Source organism: Diplocloster hominis, from assembly GCF_032380655.1.
Classification (GTDB): domain Bacteria; phylum Bacillota; class Clostridia; order Lachnospirales; family Lachnospiraceae; genus Diplocloster; species Diplocloster hominis.
The window spans coordinates 45,788-66,348 of record NZ_JAWDIY010000013.1; the positions used below are offsets into that span (position 1 = coordinate 45,788).

Genomic DNA, 20,561 nt, shown 5'->3' on the forward strand with positions numbered 1-20,561 from the left:
TGAGTGATTAACAGAAGGGAGTGTGGCAACAGGGCTGCTGTGTGAGGAGAGAAAACTGTCCGGTCGATGGATGTGTGGACTGTCATTCACATGGCAGCTTTACCGTATCATGCAAAAAGAAAGGATGGGAATGACAATGTATGTGGCGGGCATGGATATGGGGTCCTATATGTCAAAACTGTTGATCCTGGATCAAGACGGGAAAGAGATGGTCCGGGAGAAGGAAAACAGCGGCGTTCTTTATGGGGATACCGCAAAAAAACTGCTGGAGCGAGGCTGCGCGAAACTGGGAATCCGGCCGGAAGAACTGGGCAGAGTCGTGCTCACCGGAATCGGTTCCAAATCCGTGGATCAAAACGCCAGGGTGGTGACAGACGTCACCTGTCAGAGCACCGCATGCAGGAAGCTGGTGCCCGGCTGTCATACGGTGGTGGATGTGGGCGGCTCCCTCACGAAGGTGATCCGCCTGGACGAGGATGGACATGTGGCGCAATTTGTATTCAGTGAGAAATGCGCGGCTGGCAGCGGCCGCTTCATGCAGGTGATCGCGCGGATTCTGGAAATCGATGTGGAGGAGATCGGGCCGCTGTCGATGAAGGGGACGGAGCCGATCACCTTTTCTACAGGGTGCGCGGTGTTCGCGGAGTCGGATGTGATCACGAAGATCGGCGAAGGGGAGACAAAAGAGAATATCCTGGCGGGAATGAATCTGGCTGTCAGCGGGAAGATCGTGAATCTGGTGAAGCGGGTGGGCTATGCGCCTGAATGCGTGCTCACCGGAGGAGCCGCCCAGAACGAGGGGCTGGTGGCAGCGGTATCCGACCGGCTGCAGGACAGAGTGTCCCAGGCGCCGGAACCGCAGTTTTCCTGCGCGTACGGAGCTGCGCTGGTTGCTTTGGAAGAGCTTCACTACAGCGAGGCGGATGGGTCGATGCCAGATGGAGATCTGGATGCAAAGTTGGGAGGTGGGGAACTGTGATATTTGCCGGAGTAGATGTGGGTTCCACTACGACCAAGATCGTACTGATGGACGAAAACGGTGAGATCCGGGGTTCCCTGCTGGGACCTACCGGTGCGGAGCACCGAAGCCGGTCCAAAGAGGTGCTGGAAAAAGCGTGTCTGCAGGCGGGGATCGGGCCGGATCAGGTAGACTATACGGTCGCCACCGGTTATGGGAGGATCAATGTTCCCTATGCGGACCGTCAGATAACCGAGATCACCTGTCATGCCCAGGGGGTACTCCATTTCTTCCCGGAGGCCAAGTCCGTCATCGATATCGGAGGCCAGGACTGCAAAGGGATTAAAATACGAAATGGGAAAGTGGATAATTTCGTTATGAATGACAAATGCGCTGCCGGGACAGGGCGCTATCTGGAGGTGACGGCACAGACTTTGGGGATACCTCTGGAAAAATTAGGGGAGGTCTCTCTGACTTCCAGCCATCCCGCGCAGATCAGCAACACCTGTACCGTCTTTGCGGAGCAGGAGATGATCGGAAAGATCGCGTCCGGTACCCCGGTGGAAGATGTGGTGGCCGGTATTCACGAAGCCATCGCCAGGCGGGTGTTTGGTCTGCTGGAGAAGATCAAGATCCAACCGGAGATTGTTTTTACAGGAGGAGGAGCAAAGAATATCGGAATCCGCAATGCACTGGAAAGGCTGCTGAAGACAACGCTCTCCATTCCTCCTATAGATCCTCAATTAGTGGGAGCGGCAGGAGCAGCATTGCTGGCAATTAAGTTTAAGGCAAAAAATCATGAATAAAGGTCATCGGATAAGGGGTAAACGATACCCTGAGAGTTGGATACCGGATTTGTGTATCTAATTTTCGGAGTGTCGTTTACCCCTTATTCATGTGATGCAGATCGCTTATTGAACGGCTATGTGGTGGACTTGAGGGTGAATACTGGTTTTCAGGCAACGGTGACACAGGCAACGGGTAACACAGGCTACGTGGATCATTTGACTTTAGGATAGTCATGGACTAAACTAAAAGTATGGAATACGTTAAAAAATATAGTAATGGTTACGATAAAGGACATAGTAAAAAATTGTAATCTAAGAAGTTATATCAGTAAAATAGAAGATAATCCTATGGAACTTTTCATATACGGGGTTGATGGCAGTAGTAAAACTTAAAAATTAAATAAAACAGCGTGGGAATGCATTTTTTTCAGGGGGGGAAATACGATGCGGTTAGAACAGTTGCAGTATATTCTTGAGGTGGAGCGGCAGCGTTCTTTTAGTAAAGCAGCTCATAAGCTATATATCGCGCAGTCATCCTTAAGCAGCGCCATTGCAAATCTGGAAAAAGAATTGGGAGTAAAGATTTTTGAGCGCAGCCGCAGCAGCAAGGAAGTCGTACCGACGGACGCGGGACTGGTAGTTCTGGGGCAGGCAACGGAAATTGTGGAAAAGGTGAACCAGCTGGGCTCGGGAACGGGAACCGACCGTCTGGGCGGACATCTCGAATTTATGGCAATGCCCTTTATCTGTAATGGATTTATTTATGAGGGTTTGATGAAATTCTGCCGTACCTATCAGAATCTGGAATTGATTGTCCACGAAAAGCAGAGCGGGGATATTGTAAATGAACTGTTTCACTCGCAGGTGGGGATTGGGCTGATCTCCATGATCGACATGGATTGTGAGAAGAATATCTATACGCGCATTATCGAGAGCCGGGAATTTTGCTATCAGCCGCTGTTTTCATCACCGATCTGCGCTTTTGTCAGGAAGGATAATCCTCTGTATGTAAAGAAAACCACGGATGTGGCCAGTGTCCGACGCTACGAGGTCGCGACTTTTCAAACATACAGTTACCACAAAGCTTCGTCGAATTATATGATGACCCATATGCACGTGAAAGAGTTTTCCGATTATATCTATACGTTCGATTCGATGGATAATTTTATCCGTATCCTGAACCGGCCGGATGTGGTGTTGATTTTACCGCAGATGTTTATTGGAGAGCTGCAACGGATGGGGATTACGTATGTCAGGGCGATTCCGCTGACGGATTTTCAGAAGCCTTTGGAAGTCGGATTTTTGTACTGTGCCAGATACCGGTGTTCTGCGTTTGAGGAACGGTTTGTCCGGCATATGGTGAAGCTGTCGGACGAGAAGATACATACGACGGTGGGATATGATGCGTCTTTGAGCCAGAGGACGCTATAATTTAGGAAGTATTACAAGCGATACAGGGGCTGTCGGATATCACTATATAGCGGAGTCCGGCTCTTAGGAAGAAATGGCGGTTTTCAGGCTGATGATTGAAAATCTTTCCGTTTCACAGAAAGATTTGTGCAAAAATACCTTTGCAATTCCCATAATTCAATGCTATATTTTTATTAAGAACGTGTGGCTTAACTGCGTAAATCCAGTTGTACGCCACACGTTTTTTATTTCCTCTGCGGGATCCTGCGGAAGCAGCAGGCGCAAAGGAGGCGGTTCTGACACAACCGCAATGCACACTGTGCGTTAAAAAATATATTTTATGGAAAGCGTGTAGCCAGACGGCGTAAAACCAGCTCGTTGGCACGCGCTTTTTTTGTTGAAAAAAGGAGGTTTATCGAAATGACAGAATCAAACGCCAACGCGTTTCTGGAAAAAGAAAAGCTAGGCACACTCATGCGCAAATATGCGATTCCCTGTATCATCTCACTGCTGGTGGCAGCGCTTTACAACATTGTAGACCAGATCTTCATAGCCAACGCGGATTACCTGGGTTCCTACGGAAACGCCGCCAACACGGTCGTATTCCCCCTGACGGTGGTAGCCCTGGCGGTGGCCGTTATGATCGGTGACGGTTGCTGTGCCTTTGTGAGCATCAGCCTGGGGGCGAAGAATAAGGAAAACGCCCACAGGAGCATTGGAAACTCGGTCCTGCTCTGCCTGATCAGCAGCCTGCTGCTCACGGCCCTCTACCTTTTGTTTCAAAATCAGATTCTGACGGCCTTCGGGGGTAAGGTGAACGAGGAAACCTTTGCCTATTCCAAAGAATATTTTACTTACATTACAATCGGAATCCCTTTCTATATGTTCGGGCAGGCCATGAACCCCGTCATCCGTTCCGATGGGAGTCCCAGGTTTGCCATGGTCTCCACACTGGCCGGCGCGGTTGTGAACATCATCCTGGATCCGATCTTCATCTTTATCTTCAAATGGGGCATGATGGGAGCCGCGGTGGCAACCGTCATCGGGCAGGTATTGACGGCCGTCCTGGCTGTCTGGTATCTGTGCCATATGAAGGCGGTAGAACTGGATAAAAGCAGTTTCCGTTTCCACGCGGAGGTGATCACCAAATTCATCCCGCTGGGAATCTGCAGCTTTCTCTCACAGATATCCCTGGTAGCAGCCATGGCGGCCATCAACAACATGATCCGCAAATACGGGGCCATAGACCCCATATTCGGCCAGACACAGTACGCACAGATCCCGATGGCCGTGGTGGGAATCGTGATGAAGTTCTTCCAGATCGTCATATCGGTAGTGGTCGGAATGGCAGCGGGCTGTATCCCCATAGTAGGCTACAATATAGGCGCAGGGCGGAAAGACAGGGCAAAAAAGCTCTTCACCTATCTGCTGATCGCCGAGGGATGCGTCGGAGCCGTGGCCCTCTTCATCGCAGAGATCCTGCCGGGGCAGCTGATCCGGATCTTCGGCGCTTCCAACGAGAGTGTCTATTATACCCAGTTCGCGCTGAAAGCCTTCCGGATCTATCTGTGTATGCTCATCTTGGCCTGCATCAATAAAGCTACCTTTATCTACCTGCAGTCGCTGGGGAAAGCCCTGCTGTCCACGGCTCTTTCCATGATCAGGGAGGTCGTATTCGGCGTAGGATTTGCCCTGTTGCTTCCGCAGTTCTTCGGATTGGACGGCGTATTATATTCTATGCCGGTATCCGATATCCTGACATTTATCATATCTGTGACAGCGATTATCTACACATACCGGTCGTTGAGTCTGTTGAAATCTGCATCAGCCTTAGACTAGATTGGGCCTGATCAAAAAATATTCCACCTTTCCGCCAAAGAGTGATAAATGCTCGGGTTACGAAACCATGTCTTACGCGCTAAAATACAAATGCAGACAGAGAAATACGCCGGTGAAAGGACAGATGCAGGTACCGCGTCAAAAACCGGAAACGGGCGGCTTTCCTGGACGCAAACAAGCCGGACAAAGTTATCCAGGCACAAAAGACAAGACAAAAGTAAACCCGAAACATCAAGAACAGAAAGTATTGGGAGGAAAGGTATGTTTAAGAAAACGAGAAAATTACTGGCACTTGTATTAAGCATCACAATGATTCTCACGGCAGCCGCGGGCTGCGGCTCTACGGGCGGGGAACCAGCCGCCGCGGATTCGCCGAAGGCCACGGGACAGAATCAGGAAAACACAGAGAACCCCACCGCGCAGCCGGACACAGAGCCAACCGGTGACAGCAAAGAAAGCAGCGAAGAAGGGCTCCACAAATTAACCCAGGAAGACGTCCTGGAAATCTACGACCCGGTGGTAAAAGCCGAATACAAGGACGACAGCATGACAGAAGCGGTAAAATCCGGCAGCGGAAAAGATCTGGAGCTGACGGAAGAAGAAAAAGAAAAAATCCGCTCCATGAACCTGACGGTCGCTCTGGAACAGGATCATCTGGATGATTCCATGAAATTAGTCCAGCAGGCTTTCCGTGATCAATGCGCGGATTTGAACATCGAGCTTAAGGATATCTGGGTGGCACCGGCCCAGGACGGCTCATCCCAGATGGAAGACTACCAGAGAATCGAAGCCATCGCCCAGGATTATGACGCGATCTTCACCTGCCCTTCCGATGCCGCCATGCAGACAGAGATTTTGAAAAAAATAATGAAAAAGACGAAAGTCGGATTCATGCTGGCGGTTCCCTTTGACCAGGACTGGAACGATCCCAATTTTATCGGAATCACCGATATCGATGCTTATCAGGCCGGCGTCTACTCTGCGAAGGCGGCGGTAAAGATTAACAACGGCAAAGGAAAGATTGGAACCATCGGTTATATCAATGGGAAAAACGGAACCATTAACACTTGTTATCAAAGATATGTGGGATGGGATGATGTATTTGCGGAAAATCCCGACGTGGAGGTCGTACAGGAGTGGTACGATGACCCTGCTGAGTCAAAATCCGTCATCACCGGACTGCTGGCTTCCAACCCGGATATCAGTGTGCTGCTGATCGACTGGGCGAACCCTCCGGCCGACAGTGCCCAGACCGCGTTCAAAGAGCTGGGATATGAACCCTGGAAAGATATCTCCATGGTTACGATCGATATCGACAATACCATCACGATCCCCATGGCGACAGACGGACCCGACAATAATTATACCGGCGCGTTTGTGGCGCAGACCTGGTATACCGCAGGAGCGAACCTGATCAAGATGTACGCGAAGCATCTGCTGGCGGAAGAGACAGGGGCGGAATATCCCCGCTTTGTGGTCAGTTCTCCGCTGCCGGTAACTGTGTATGATAATCTGAAAACAAACTTTACCTATTGTATGCCGGAGACCGTGACGGAGATACCGATGCCGCCGGAAATCGATGCACTTGAGAACCAGTGGGATCTCGGCGTCGAAGATATCTGGACGAAACAGTAAAAAGGGCGTGAACATATGGACGCAATACAGGCGGTTCAAACAAATCATTTACCTGACCCGCAGCAGAAGACGGAACATGTGAACCGGGAGGGGACAGAATTAGTGCGTGTGGAGGATATACGGAAATCCTTTGGCGGCACGGAGGTGCTTCACGGGGTATCGTTAAGCCTCAAAAGCGGAGAAATCATGGGGCTGGCAGGGCACAACGGAGCAGGTAAAAGCGTATTGATTAAAATTATGGGGGGAATCCACAGACCGACCACTGGGAAGATCTTCTACGAGGGGCGGGAAGTCAGGCTGCATTCAGCGAAAGATGCGCAGCAGGCCGGATTCTACATTGTACCACAGGAACTCAATCTTGCCCGGCAGCTTTCAGTTGCTGAAAATATCTTCATAGGCCGTGACGAATTTTCCAAAAAGTCAGGCCTGGTAAACAAAAAATACATCCAGGCTGAGGCAAGAAGGCTGCTGAAGGAATACTTTGATGTGGATATTGACCCAGCCGTACTGGTGGGTGACGTTGACACCGTCACCCAGCGTCTGGTACAGGTAGTGCGCTGCCTGCATGGCGGGGCGAAGGTGATCGTGTTCGATGAGACCACGGCGGGCCTTGCGAAACACGAGCGCGACATTTTGTTTGATCATATGAGAGTATTAGCCGGCAAAGGGCTTGGAATCATATTTATCTCCCATATGATCCCGGAAATGCTGGGTATCTGCCATACAGTGACCGCTCTGCGGGGCGGGGAACTGGTGGATGTGCAGCCGATCGAAACGCTGGATCACAACAAAATCGTGGAGATGATCGTTGGAAAGGAGTTCGCGAAAAGCGAATTCCATAAGCCCCGGCCGGGACAGGAGAACCTGCTGTCGGTAAAGGAACTGTCCTCCGACAACAAGGTGCTGCAGAATATTTCATTTGATATAAGAAAAGGAGAAATCCTGGGAATATACGGACTTCGCAATCAGGGACAGAATCTGATGCTGGATATTCTCTACGGCACGTATAAGCGGGGCGGCGCCCGGGTCACACTGAAAGACAGACCGGTTAAGCTTGGGAATCCAAAAACATCGATAGAAAATGGTATCACTCTGCTGACGGAAAGAGGCCCGCGGTCGGTATTTTATGAAAAATCTATCGTTGAGAATCTGGCGGTACAGGTCTCTAACATAAGACAGCCCGGCCTGTTTGTAAACAAAAAGGAAGAACAGAACCTGGCCGCATCGGCGGTTGAAAAGTTCAGGATACGTGGTTTTCATTCTCTGAGCCACAGGATCACCAGTTTAAGCGGCGGCAATATGCAGAAAGTGCTGATCGCCAGGACCATGATGGTGAACCCGGATATTCTGATGTTCGTGGAGCCAACCCAGGGTATTGATATCGGTGCCAAGGAGGAGGTCAAGAAACTGTTGCTGGAAGCAGCCGGACAGGGAAAAGGCATCCTGATCGTCACCGCGGAGATAGACGATATCATTGATATCTGTAACCGGGCGGTCATCATAAAAGAGGGCAGGATCCGTGCGGTAATAGAGTCAAACGAGGAAAACCGGGAACGGATTATCGAGGAGAGTACAAAATAGGAAAACCACCCGAACATACGGAATGGAGGTTGACAAAATGACACAAGCCAGAATCACAGGCAGAAAAACTAGAAGGAATAACTGGATTCTCTATCTGGCGATTCTGATTCTGGTACTTATATTTTCATTGACGACAAAAAATTTTTTCAGCGTCAATAACTTTAAGGCAATCCTGCAGTCCATGGCTACGCTTAGCGTACTGGCATTCGGGGAGACGTTTATCCTGTCCCTGGGTGAAACAGATATCTCCAACGGAGCGATGCTGTCGCTTTCCCCAGTGATCTTTGCGGCGCTGTTTATGCGGCAAATCCCTTTCCCGGTGGCGCTGGTCATAAGTATCCTGGGAACTTTAAGCCTGGGACTGCTGAACGCGGTCGTCATCGTAAAGGCGGGACTGCCAAGTTTTATCGGTACGCTGGGAGTCAGCGGCGTGGCCATGGGGCTGACCAGGATTATCACCAATAACAAACCGCTTCTTATGGAGCACAGCGGAATGCTGAATCTGTTCGGAGGGGAGATCTTCGGAATCCCCTGCACCGTGATCTGGATGGCGGTCATGCTGCTGCTCGGTGACTTCATAATCAGCAGAACCCGTTTCGGAAGGAATTTGCTGTGTATCGGCGATAACCGGGAAGCGGCCGCGATCTACGGGATTTCCGTCAACCGGCATGTGATGCTGGCATTCCTTCTGACTGCGGTGTTTGTCATCATTGCGGGATTTATGGAGTGCAACCGGTCCACCTATGTGACTGCAGGTGCCGGAGAAGCGCTGGTACTGAATTCCATCGTGGCATCGGTGATCGGGGGAACCGCGGTGTCCGGAGGGAGAGCGAACATGTTTGGAACTTTTATAGGTGCATTGTTTATCACGATCGTATCCAACGGGCTGTTCATGTTCGCCATATCCCCTTACCTGACAAATATTATTATAGGTTTCGTCATTATCCTGGTACTGACGGGAAATGCATACCTGTCAAACCGGGAACAGGAATTAAAGCGGACCTGATCTGCCGCGGAAAGGAGTTAGATACATATGGAGACATCGGGAGTAAAGCGGGGGCTTGAGCGCTTTTTCGCCCATGGGGGACTGATCGTGTTGGTAACCATCGCAGTATTTATCCTGTTTTCGGTTACAGCGAACGGTTTCCTGACAGCTAAGAATTTTTTCACCATATTAAGATCCATGAGTATTGTTACCGTATTAGCGGCAGGAATCACCTTTGTCCTGACACTGGGGGAGATCGATCTGTCGATCCAGAGCCTACCGGCGCTGGCGGCCACTGTCCTGTGTGTACTGGTCACCAAAGGACTGCCGGTGGCCGCCGCATTCTTCCTATCCCTGGTGGTATGCCTGGGATTCGGCCTGCTAAGCGGAATTATCATTGTGAAAACCAGACTGCCCAGCATCATTATCACCCTGGCAACCAATATGATTGCCAACGGATTATCCTATATCCTTACGAAGCAGCGGGCGGTAGTGATATCCCAAAAAGCGTTCACGAATCTGTTTGCAGGGAACGCGGGGCGGATACCGCTGATGTTCCTTTGGATGCTGCTTCTGGTTCTGGCCGGCTACATCCTGTTACAGAGGACGAAATTCGGAAGGAATATCGCGTTTATCGGAGATAACCGGGAGGCAGCGCTGTTCGCGGGAATCAATATACGAAGGACAATTATCTGTGCTTTTATCCTGTGTTCCGTATTTTCCTTTATGGCTGGAATACTCGGCTGCGCGCAGTCATCCAACGCGGTATCCGGTATGCTGTCTGAAAATATGATGACCGCCATTGCGGTGACGCTGATCGGAGGTACTACCATGGCCGGAGGAAAGGGGAATATGCCCGGAACCATACTCGGCGCGTTTTTCCTGACTCTGATCACCAACGGGTTCCTGATCATGGGAATTGCACAGTGGGTTTTGTATCTGGTAAATGGAGCCATTATACTGGCCACCTTATCTTTCCGTTATATGCTGCAGAGAGCGTGAGATGTGAAGAATATAAAATCCTGAAACCAGGAGAGCAAAGGGAAATGAAAAATATGATCACGGAGGAATGTGTATGAAAGCAGATCAGGAAAAAACAATCCAGGCATTAGAAGCAGTGGAACGGATCTGTGCCAAATGCGAAACACATACAGATACCTGCTATGTGGCGGTGGCAAAACGTTCGCTGTTTACCCTGCTGGGAAAACGGGAATCCCAGGGGATCAAAAAAGAATTTGTATAAACATCAAAGGAACCGAAAAAAGGAGTGAATAAGTCATGAAACTGGTTATTGATGGAGACATCAAGGAGTTTGACAACGCACTGGTAGAAGACGCCAGTGAAAAATGTAAGGCGCTCTGTGAGGGATGTGATATACAGCTGGAGGAATGCCTGCTGGGGCCAAGAGACTGTCCGGTAAAAAACGCGGTGGAAGCAGTAAACTCCATACAGCGCATGGGCCGGGGAATCAAACGCTATACAGATTTGAAAGGGATTCAATAATCTGAAACATAGTAAGAAAGGAGTATAAGATATGCATAAGGAGCAGGTTACCGGATATGTGAATGATTTTATGCAGATGAAAACAGAAGATATGTGCCGCACCGAACGGCTGAAAAAGCAGCTTTTGGATACGGTGCCGGAGGTAGATGCTGAGCGGATGCGTCTGATCACGGAATCCTATAAGCAGACGGAGGGGGAGGAGATCCAGATCCGCCGGGCGAAGGCCTTCCGGTATATCGTGAGAAATATGACCCTGCGGATTATGCCGGGCGAGCTGATCGTGGGGAACAACGGCCGTTTTATCAAGGGCGGAGTGCTTTACCCGGAAAATAATGTGGACTGGATTGAAAGAGACTTGGAATTGTTCGAGATCCGCCCCCAGGACCCTTACCGCTGTACCGATGAGACGAAGGAGGAGATCCGGGCCTGCATCCCCTACTGGAAGCAGTACCGGAAGATGACCCGGTTCCTGTCGATGATCCCGGATGAAACAAAGGCGGTCTATGAGACCGGTATCTATAATGCCGCTCTGCCGCTTAACTACGGAATCGGTCATACGAATGCCGCCTATGGCAAGGTGCTGAATAAGGGCTTCCGGCAGATGTTAAAAGAGATCGATGAGAAGCTTGAGGAAGCCGATCTGGGCCATGACCCGGAATCCTACGAAGCCTTCAGCTTTTACCAGGCAGCCAGGATCTGTATGGAAGGCGCCATTGACTATTGTAAGAGGTACGCAGCCTATGCAGCCGAGCTGGCGCAAACAGAGGCTGATCCGGTCAGGAAAAAGGAACTGGAGGAGATCGCAGAGCGCAGCAGTTATGTGGCGGAGCATCCGGCCAGAGACTTTAGGGATGCCTGTCAGCTGTTCTTCTTTGCCCATGTGATGCAGTGGATCGAACAGGACGGTTATTCCTACTGCCCCGGACGGTTTGACCAGTACATGTATCCATTTTATGAAAAAGACATAAAAGCCGGGACACTGACCAGAGAGGAAGCAGTGGAGCTGGTAGAGTGCCTGTATGTGAAATTAAGTGAAATCAATCAGTTCGTAGACACCAACAGCGCCAAATACTGGGCCGGCGACCCCACCGGCCAGGACTTGAATGTGGGCGGAGTGGATGCGGCCGGACGGGATGTGACCAACGAAATGTCCTATATATGCCTGGACGCGATGGAACACATCAAGGTAATACAACCCAACCTTTCTGTCTGCTATCACGACGGTACGCCGGAAAAATTAAGGCTGCGTGCGGCAGAGGTCATCAAGACCGGTATCGGAATGCCTCAGAACTTCAACATTGAGGTCGCGAAGGATGCCCTGATGAACCGGGGAGTCTCCCTGAAAGATGCCAGAAACCTGTGCATTATCGGCTGCGTGGAGCTGGTAGTGGGCGAGGACAGCTGGGGCAATGGCGGCGCCGCATGGGTAACGGTCCCGAAAATGCTGGAGCTGGCGTTAAACGGTGGTGTCAGCTATTACGGAAAAGACAAAGGAAAGCAGATCGGAGTTAAGACACAGGATCCCAGGACTTTCCAATCCTATGAAGAGGTGTGGAATGCCTTTTTGACACAAATGAAATATTTCGTATACCACGGCGCTATTATTATGAATATGGCGGACTGGATCCACGGGGAACTGACCCCGCAGCCCTATCTGTCCTGTTTAATGCGAAGCCCGCTGGAAAACGGCACGGATATTACCAGAGGAGGCGGCATTTATAACTGTCTGTGCCCGCAGGCGGTGGGAGCCGTGAATGTAGGTGACGCACTGGCCGCTCTGAAAAAGCTTGTGTTCGAGGAAAAGGTATTTACCATGGAAGAAATGACCGAAATGCTGCTTAGCGACTTCGAAGGGAAAGAGACGGAACGCCAGATGCTGCTGAACCGTGCGCCGAAATACGGCAATGATGACGACTATGTGGATGAGATCGTATCCGAAGTGGGCCGCGCATGGTGCGAAGAGGTAGCTGCCTATACGATCCCCAGAAGGAAAGGCGTGCATTCGCCAGGTATCTATACCGTTATATCAAACGTTCCCTTCGGCGCTTTGGTCGGCGCACTTCCGTCAGGAAGACTGGCCGGTTTCCCGTTAGCCGACGGAGGATTGTCCCCGCAGGTTGGTTCTGACAAGAAAGGGCCGTCCGCTGTGATCAATTCCGCGGCCAAGGTAGATCAAAGATTGGCGTCCAACGGAACGCTGCTGAATCAGCGGTTCCATCCGTCCGCCCTTGAGGGAGAGGCGGGGACGAAGAACCTGGCGTCTCTGATCAAAACTTATCAGCAGAAGGGCGGTTATCATATCCAGTTTAACGTCGTCTCCAGTAAGACTTTGCGGGATGCCCAGGAGAATCCTGAGAAATACCAGGATCTGCTGGTACGGGTGGCCGGATACAGCGCTTACTTTACAAGCCTGTCCCCTGAGGTGCAGGATAACATCATCAGAAGGGCGGAGATCGGAAGCTTTTAGGCGGGAACGGAGTCATCTATACGGAATATGGCAAAACAAGCGGCAAAAGCAGGAGGAGACAAAAAGACACATGAATAGACAGGGAACCATATTTAACATCCAGCGGTTTTCCGTTCAGGACGGACCAGGAGTCCGAACGTTGGTATTTTTCAAGGGATGTCCGTTAAAATGTAAGTGGTGCTGTAACCCCGAGTCCCGGGACCCAAAGCCCGATATTCTGTTTCATGGGACAAAATGCCTGGAATGCGGCAGATGCATAGCCAACTGTCCAAACGGCGCGATCCGTACGGAAACTAAGGCGAAGGTGATCGACCGGCAGGCGTGTACACTGTGCATGGAGTGCGTGAAAAAATGTTACGCCGGCGCTCTCGAATCGGTAGGGGAGGAGAAAAACGCCGAAGAAATCATGGAGGAAATCTTAAAAGACCAGCTCATCTATGAAAATTCTCACGGAGGCGTAACCGTAAGCGGAGGGGAACCGGCTATGCAGGCGGATTTTGCCGCAGCTATTTTAAAAGCGTGCAAAGAAAACGGAATCCATACTGCCATGGAAACCTGCGGGTACGCAAAGTACAGTGAATATGAGAAGCTGCTGCCCTGGCTGGATCTGGCTCTTTTTGATCTGAAACATATGGATCCTGATGTGCACAAAAAGGTGACCGGCGTTTCCAATGAACAGATTCTGGATAATATGGAGCGTCTGTGCCGCGCAAACGTGGAAGTCATAGCCAGGCTGCCGTTAATACCCGGAATCAACACCGGAAAAGAGAATATCCACAAGGTGGGTACATTCTGTCAAAAATTACATATTGCACAGGCACATATGTTACCGTATCATAAATTAGGGGTAAATAAATATGAATCACTGGGGATCGCGTATCCGCTTCCGGAAACGGGGGCGGTAAGCGACGGCGAATTGGAGGAGATCCAGGAAATATTGGAGAGCTATGGACTGAAGATTACAGTCTACAACCACTCGTAACCGGATGATTTTGCAGGGAAGCCTGGTGCTCCATCCGGCAGGAAACCATACTATTAGCAATGATACTATGGTTTCCTGCCGGATGGAGCGCCAGAAAACGGGAGAGTATGAAAATGGTGCGTAATATGGCAAACAGCATGAAGCTTAGAACGAAGATATTTTTGTATCTGACGGTTTGCATATTCGTTACCATTCTGATACTCTCTCTTTCTGTCTTTGACAAATCCGAATCCGTTCTGAACAGTGAATATGGGGAGACAACCCTGCAGGTTCTAAAACAGATCAACAACAATATCGATTACCGGATCAGCAATCTGGAACTGTCCTTTAACTCCTTCTATGCCGGAGACCGGTTCGAGGATCTGCTGTTGGAGGGGGATTACGACTACGAGGAGATGCTGGTCTACTTCGAGGCGGTAAAAAACCAGATCGCCACGTTCCGGACGGTGAACGAGGACATCCGCGATATAAGGATATTTTCTTACGACGACCATATTCCCTGGGACAATCTGTCCCTGTACAGCGCGGGAGAGATCACGAATGAGGACTGGGCAAAAAACCTGCTGCGCAAAAGAGGGACGGACGGCTTCTACTGGACGGACCGGCCTGACGATACCGGCTATCTTTTGGGCCACGAATCGAACTTATACTGCTACACCGCTGTATTTAACAATGTCAGGAACAATCCGCTTGCCATATTGCGGATGGATGTGGACAAGAATAAGATTTTCCAGGCTCTGGATACGGTTACCCTGGGAAAAGAGGGGGTCGTATTCGTCGTCAAGGATGACGGAAGCCTGATCTACCGGAATAAGGACAGCGGGGACCAGGAGCTTAATTCCCGGGAAAAATTAGAGGCGGTAAAGGCGCTGGGGCAGACGGAAGGTGTGCTGAAAACCAAGCTGAACGGGAAGAAGGAATTCCTGGTATTCAGCTGTGACAACGCCCTGAACTGGTATGTGATCGGATCGCTCCCCAGCAGTGAATTTGTGCATAAGACCAATCAGGTGCGTAACTTTATTCTGATCGTCTCCAGCTTTCTGTGGGTGCTGGGACTGACTTTCAGCTATTTTTTTGCGGAAAGCGTCACGGAACGGATTACCTCGTTAGGGAATGTGATGGATGAGATCGCAGAGGGGAACCTAAACGCAAAGATCGGGATCAAAGGCAATGACGAGGTGGGACAGGTGGCCCAGCATCTGCGGGAAATGATCCAGCAGATTCAGGGGCTGATCCGTCAGCTGGAAGAACAGCACCGGATCGAACAGGATCTGCAGAATGAAAAATACAGCCTGGAGATCATGAAAAAGGAGGCCGAGCTGTACGCGCTGCAGACCCAGATCAACCCCCATTTCTTATACAATACGCTTGAGATGATCAAGGGCCTTTTGTACTCGGAAAATCCGGAGAAGAATATTATCCGGGCCATCAGCGCGCTGTCCAGCATGTTCCGCTATAACCTGAACACGGAGTATATGGTACGGTTAAAGGAGGAGCTTCTTCATATCAGGAATTACCTGGCTATCCATAACCTGCGGTTCGATGAAAAGGTCCTGCTGGTCAATCATTTGGAAGAGCAGTATCTGGACTATCCCATCATACGGTTTACCTTTGAACCGATTGTGGAAAATGCCATTGTGCACGGCTTCCGGGACAGCACCACGGACAACACCATTGAGATCGCCTCAGAGCGCTCGGGTAAATTCCTGCTTCTTCATTTTACGGATGACGGGGCCGGGATCGAACCGGACCGGCTGGCACAGATCAGGGACAGGCTGCGGTTAAATGAGACCAATATCAAAGGCCGCAGAAGAGGCGGTATCGGAATTCATAATGTGAATGAAAGAATCAAAAAGAAATATGGAACAGAGTACGGGATTGCGCTGGAAAGCGAACCGGGTAAGGGCACGAGAGTGACGATTCTCTTACCGGTAAATCCGGCAGACGGGCAGGAGTGAGGAGAAATGTATCGGGTATTGACGGTAGATGATGAACGCTATGTGCGTTTGTGGCTTAAGAACTGCGTGAACTGGGAGGAGCTGGGATTTACGATTATCGGAGAAGCTGCTAACGGAAAAGATGCGCTGGCGCTGATCCAGGATGTCAGACCGGAGCTGGTGGTCACGGATATGGAGATGAAGGGAATGGACGGGATCGAACTGATGCGCCGGACCAGAGAGCGGTATCCGGATACGGAATTCCTGATACTCAGCGGCTATAATACCTTTGAATATGTCAAAAGCGCGGTGACGTTTCAGGCTATGGATTACCTGCTCAAACCGGTGGAGAGTGAGGTTATGGAGCAGGCCCTGACAAAAGTGGCCTGCCGTCTGCGCGCAAAGGAGAGTATGAAGAAGACCATAGAGACGGCACTGGATGAAAACAGGCGGTATAAGACGGAAAAATTCATTTTTACGCTGGTGGATTCGGAGCAGTATGCCATCGATTCCATCATGGAGCTGATGAATGCCCTTGACATCTGTGTGCCGGAGGACGGATGCCTGGCGCTTATGCTGTCACTGCGGCCGGAGGAGGGGAAGCAGTATGGGGAGCGGTACGCAGAGCATGTCGGAAAACAGGGAGAGGAGAAGAGCGGGATTCAGGGCGAAGGTCAGGCCGGGCGCTCCTTTGAAGGTATACATTTGGAACAGGTGAAAGAAACAGGAATGCCGGATGGTTACCGGGATATCAATGCGATGTTAGCAGACCTGGGTGATGCGGTTTCGGATCATCTGCAGAAAAGCCATTTAACGGCCCACTGGGCTGTGAGGGATGCAAAGCTCTACGTGCTGTTGTACGCAGATAACAAAGGGAGCCTGACAAACGGCATCCGGAGGATCTGTGAAGAGCTTCAGTCTTATCTTCAGGTCCGGTTCCATATCCCGGTCATGATCGGGATCGGGAGAAATGTGCCCGACCTGCTCTGCATGGAGAAATCCTTCCGGGAGGCTGGGCGGGCGCTGGAAGTCTGCGCGGTGCAGCCGGGAACCGGGGTTTATCAGTATATGGACATGCCCTGTGACATTCAAAAAGATGTCATCCGCAAATATGACGAGGCCTTATTGAGCACCGCCATGGCGAAATTAGACGGGCAGGCTGCAGCAGGATGTGTGGAGGAGATCTTCTCCCGGGTGAGCGCTCTTCGGGAAGCGGATATAGAGACAGTGCGCATGGTTTATTGCCGGCTTTTGACGATCCTCATCCGATCGGTATATAACAGCGGGATCTCACCATCCATGCTGGGCCTGCGGCTGGATAAATTTTTCCGGCTGGTAAATGAGCCGCTGACAATCGGACAGATGAAGGGTTCTCTTCTGGATATCATGGGACAATATATAGAAACCTGCGGCCGGTTGAAAAAACTGGGAAATACGACTATCGAGCAGGCCCGGCACTATATGGATCAGCATTACAGGGAAGAGATCAGTTTAAGAGATATCGCGGAGGAGGTTCATATGTCGGCCAGCTACTTGTCCACTACCTTCAAAGCGCAGGCCGGGATCCATGTTATGGACTATATAACGAAAAAGCGGATGGATGAGGTCGTCTGTCTGATGAAAGATCCGGGTCTTAAAATTTACGAAATAGCAAAAACGGTCGGTTACCAGGACACGAAATATTTCAGCAAGGTGTTCCGTAAAACCTATGGCTGTGCGCCGTCGGAATACCGCCGCCTGATCAGAGAGGAGCTGCAGACTGATGTGGAATAAGCCGGATAAGCGGAAAAGCCCGCTGGACAGGAATTCGCCGGATAACCGCAATCGCTTGATGTTTGCTGCGTTGTCACTGCTTCTCTTTCTGGTCGTCATTTTCCTTTTCTTTGATTTCGCGCATATGGATGGTTATAAAGAAATTACGAGTGTTCCCAGGACGGATCAGGAAAAAGGGGAGGAACTGACCAGCGAGATGGGCGGATTCAAGGAACCGGATTTCAGTTTTGAGGACAATGAAACGGTAACGCTTAAGAACAGGGAAGAAGCGCCCCGGGAGAAAAAATACGAGGGGGTTACGCTGACGGTGGCCGCGCCGATGGACCGGATGGCAGATTTTCTGCATAAGGACGGGATGGAGTGGGCCAGACAAAATGGGGTTCATCTGATTGTGGAGGAAATCCCATTTTCACAGATTTTCGAGAATGCCGCATATGATATTATCAAAGGGGAAAACAAGTATGATATCATCCTGTATCCCTCTTATCTTATGGGAGATCTGGTGGAGACCGGGAAGCTGGTACCTTTTGATTCCTTTATCGATCTTAAGACGGTAAATGGTTCTTACAGTGAGAACGGATTAGAATGGGACAGCTACTATCCCCATTACAGTCAGATCTATAACTGGTACGGCGACCATATCTATGCTTTGAACGTGGACGGAGATGTCTTTATCACCGCGTACCGGAAAGACCTTTGGGTGACTTACGGGAAAGAATTTGAGCAGAGCTACGGCTATGCCCTGCGGCCGGATGACCCGCTGTTCCCGGAGACCTGGGAGGAATATTACGACATCGCAGAGTTTTTTAACAAAAAAGGTTTGTCCGGAACAGCCGAGGTCAACGCCAGGAGCCGCGGCTCGGCCTGGCATTTTTTAGTTCGTTATGTATCCTATATGAAAAAAGACGGGATGTATAACGGGGACGCCTATTTTGAGCTGGAAACGATGAAGCCCCTGATTAACAGCGAGGCCGGAGTACGGGCGATGGAGGACATCGTCTCCAGTGTACAGGGAAACTATTCATCGGAAGAGATGCGTAATCTCAACTGGACCGATATGCAGAACAACTGGGGAGCGGGGAAGATTGCGCTGCTGTTTACCTGGCCGGCGACCTATGACATCGCGCGCAGAGACGTGTCCGTACTGCCGGGAAAAGCGGCTTCTACCGGATATGCCATGATCCCCGGCAGCAGGGAAGTATTTAATGTCCAGACGAATTCCTGGGAGAGCGGTGAGGAGATCCATCGGGCAACTATGCTGGGCCATGGATGGCAGTTCTCGATCATTAACACCTGCCAAAATCAGGAAGCCGCCTACGACCTGGTCCGCTTTATGACCACCGGAGACCGGTTGATCCACAATGTACAGAAAGTATATTGGGAATATGAACCTCTGAAGACCTGGGAGTGGCAGGATGAGACGATCCTGGCAGAATACAGCGATGCGCCCAGCTTTCTTCCGGCCCTGGATCTCGGGCACCGGTACGGCGTTCCGGATCTGCGGATTCCGGGAGCGATCCAGATGTACGATGCCATTGAGATTTATAAAAGGCAGGCGATCGAGGGGAAAATGACGCCCAGGGAGGCGGTGAACGCCATTGCCGCTGATTGGGAGAAGATCGTAAAGCAAAGAGGGGTCGGCAAGATGCAGAAAAGCTATCTGGATACGGTAACGCCAAGAGATATCTATGAGGTGCTGGGAAAGCCGGACGCCTGAGATCTATTGCCATTCATTTATATTATGGCAGTGCTTTTTCAAAATGCTGATAATCTTTACGGGTATTCCAGTCGCCGCCCCAGGTGAACCCATGTTCCGTAAACAGGAGATAGGCGAGATCCTCATGATCTATTTTGCTTATAAATTCCGCTGAACGGTCGGCAAAGGGCCTGCTGCCGGATGGACTGACGGCTGCCGCCGTGACATACGGATTATAGAGCGGATTCAAGTCCACCGCCAGTCCGTAGCTGTGGTTGGACAGTTTATCAGAACCAGCGATTTTACGGTAATTAAAGCAGGAGGTGTTGTTGGCCTGCATGGATGCCTCATCATCCGCGCCATAGTCATCAATGAGGGAAACCCGGGCAAGGGGATAGCCGGCCTGGTACAGTTCGTAGAAGATTTCGATCAGATCCTGGGCGATGGCTTTGTTGCAGATTATTTCACCCTGCTGTGTCTGGCCGGAATAGTCCGTGTACAGCAGACGCAGATAGCGAAGCTCCGAATAAGGGAGAGAACAGTCTGCAGGATAGGAGCAGCCGGTAATCCGCTGGATGACGGAGTCGGGGAGGGATTCATAGGTAAATTCAGGGGCGAATATCACTCGATCATCCGCAGGAGCGGAAGCGGATTGCGGTACGGAAGCGTTCGATTCTGCCGCTATGGCTGAGTCATATGTATGATTCTCAGGGACGGCCTGGGTACGGTCTGCGGCCATGGCCTGGTCAGAGGACTGGCAGCCCTGCTGGTCCAGGTAGAAGCATCCGGCGGCCAGTACGGTGATAAATAAATATTTTATATAGGGTTTCATATACAAAATCCTTTACCAACTATGATGTAATCTATTATATTCCATCAGAGGACAAAAAGTGAAGAAAAAATACTTCTGTTGTTTTTCCGCATATTTTCGCCAGATTTTGCCAAAACTAACGAGGAGTTGATGGCTGGAAAGGATTTATAACCTTTTCCTTACAATACAATATATG

Annotated in this window: 16 protein-coding genes; 15 read left to right on the plus strand and 1 reads right to left on the minus strand. The window is 50.5% G+C overall.

From position 1 onward, the window contains the following. The first annotated feature begins 22 nt into the window (after positions 1-22). From ABC831_RS13435 to ABC831_RS13505, 15 genes are all read left to right on the plus strand, one after another. Positions 23-979 carry an acyl-CoA dehydratase activase gene (locus tag ABC831_RS13435; protein ID WP_343248619.1) on the plus strand — a complete coding sequence of 319 codons (957 nt, stop codon included), beginning with the start codon at positions 23-25 and terminating at the stop codon, positions 977-979. Further along, positions 976-1,764, plus strand: coding sequence for an acyl-CoA dehydratase activase (locus tag ABC831_RS13440; RefSeq protein WP_343248620.1), 789 nt, complete (start codon positions 976-978; stop codon positions 1,762-1,764). Before ABC831_RS13435 ends, ABC831_RS13440 begins: the two co-directional genes overlap by 4 nt. A 426-nt stretch (positions 1,765-2,190) precedes the next feature. Beyond that, complete coding sequence (locus ABC831_RS13445; RefSeq protein WP_343248621.1) at positions 2,191-3,177, plus strand: LysR family transcriptional regulator; 987 nt, start codon at positions 2,191-2,193, stop codon at positions 3,175-3,177. Between the two features lie 399 nt (positions 3,178-3,576). Further along, the gene (locus ABC831_RS13450; protein ID WP_343248622.1) at positions 3,577-4,995 is read left to right on the plus strand and encodes an MATE family efflux transporter; all 1,419 of its coding nucleotides are present in this window, start codon (positions 3,577-3,579) and stop codon (positions 4,993-4,995) included. 261 nt (positions 4,996-5,256) lie between these two features. After that, positions 5,257-6,630: a substrate-binding domain-containing protein gene (locus ABC831_RS13455; RefSeq protein WP_343248623.1), complete on the plus strand. Its 1,374-nt coding sequence runs from the start codon at positions 5,257-5,259 to the stop codon at positions 6,628-6,630. A 15-nt stretch (positions 6,631-6,645) separates the two neighbouring features. Further along, positions 6,646-8,211, plus strand: a complete 1,566-nt coding sequence (locus tag ABC831_RS13460) for a sugar ABC transporter ATP-binding protein (RefSeq protein ID WP_343248624.1) — start codon at positions 6,646-6,648, stop codon at positions 8,209-8,211. Between the two features lie 37 nt (positions 8,212-8,248). Next, a complete protein-coding gene (locus ABC831_RS13465) occupies positions 8,249-9,217 on the plus strand; it encodes an ABC transporter permease (RefSeq protein WP_343248625.1) in 969 nt (322 codons plus the stop codon). A gap of 27 nt (positions 9,218-9,244) precedes the next feature. Beyond that, positions 9,245-10,198, plus strand: a complete 954-nt coding sequence (locus ABC831_RS13470) for an ABC transporter permease (protein WP_343248626.1) — start codon at positions 9,245-9,247, stop codon at positions 10,196-10,198. Positions 10,199-10,271: 73 nt separating this feature from the next. After that, positions 10,272-10,439 carry a hypothetical protein gene (locus tag ABC831_RS13475; protein WP_343248627.1) on the plus strand — a complete coding sequence of 56 codons (168 nt, stop codon included), beginning with the start codon at positions 10,272-10,274 and terminating at the stop codon, positions 10,437-10,439. Between the two features lie 35 nt (positions 10,440-10,474). Continuing rightward, on the plus strand, positions 10,475-10,699 hold the full coding sequence (locus ABC831_RS13480) for a hypothetical protein (RefSeq protein ID WP_343248628.1): 225 nt from the start codon (positions 10,475-10,477) through the stop codon (positions 10,697-10,699). Between the two features lie 31 nt (positions 10,700-10,730). Next, on the plus strand, positions 10,731-13,166 hold the full coding sequence (locus ABC831_RS13485) for a glycyl radical protein (protein ID WP_343248629.1): 2,436 nt from the start codon (positions 10,731-10,733) through the stop codon (positions 13,164-13,166). A 70-nt stretch (positions 13,167-13,236) separates the two neighbouring features. After that, on the plus strand, positions 13,237-14,148 hold the full coding sequence (locus ABC831_RS13490; protein ID WP_343248630.1) for a glycyl-radical enzyme activating protein: 912 nt from the start codon (positions 13,237-13,239) through the stop codon (positions 14,146-14,148). A 113-nt stretch (positions 14,149-14,261) separates the two neighbouring features. Beyond that, positions 14,262-16,106 carry a cache domain-containing sensor histidine kinase gene (locus ABC831_RS13495; protein ID WP_343248631.1) on the plus strand — a complete coding sequence of 615 codons (1,845 nt, stop codon included), beginning with the start codon at positions 14,262-14,264 and terminating at the stop codon, positions 16,104-16,106. A gap of 6 nt (positions 16,107-16,112) precedes the next feature. After that, on the plus strand, positions 16,113-17,858 hold the full coding sequence (locus ABC831_RS13500; RefSeq protein ID WP_343248632.1) for a response regulator: 1,746 nt from the start codon (positions 16,113-16,115) through the stop codon (positions 17,856-17,858). Beyond that, the gene (locus ABC831_RS13505) at positions 17,848-19,575 is read left to right on the plus strand and encodes an ABC transporter substrate-binding protein (RefSeq protein ID WP_343248633.1); all 1,728 of its coding nucleotides are present in this window, start codon (positions 17,848-17,850) and stop codon (positions 19,573-19,575) included. The genes ABC831_RS13500 and ABC831_RS13505 overlap by 11 nt, the downstream gene beginning before the upstream one ends. A 22-nt stretch (positions 19,576-19,597) precedes the next feature. Here ABC831_RS13505 and ABC831_RS13510 read toward each other — a convergent pair whose 3' ends face one another. After that, positions 19,598-20,386 carry a M15 family metallopeptidase gene (locus ABC831_RS13510; protein WP_343248634.1) on the minus strand — a complete coding sequence of 263 codons (789 nt, stop codon included), beginning with the start codon at positions 20,384-20,386 and terminating at the stop codon, positions 19,598-19,600. Positions 20,387-20,561 lie beyond the last annotated feature (175 nt).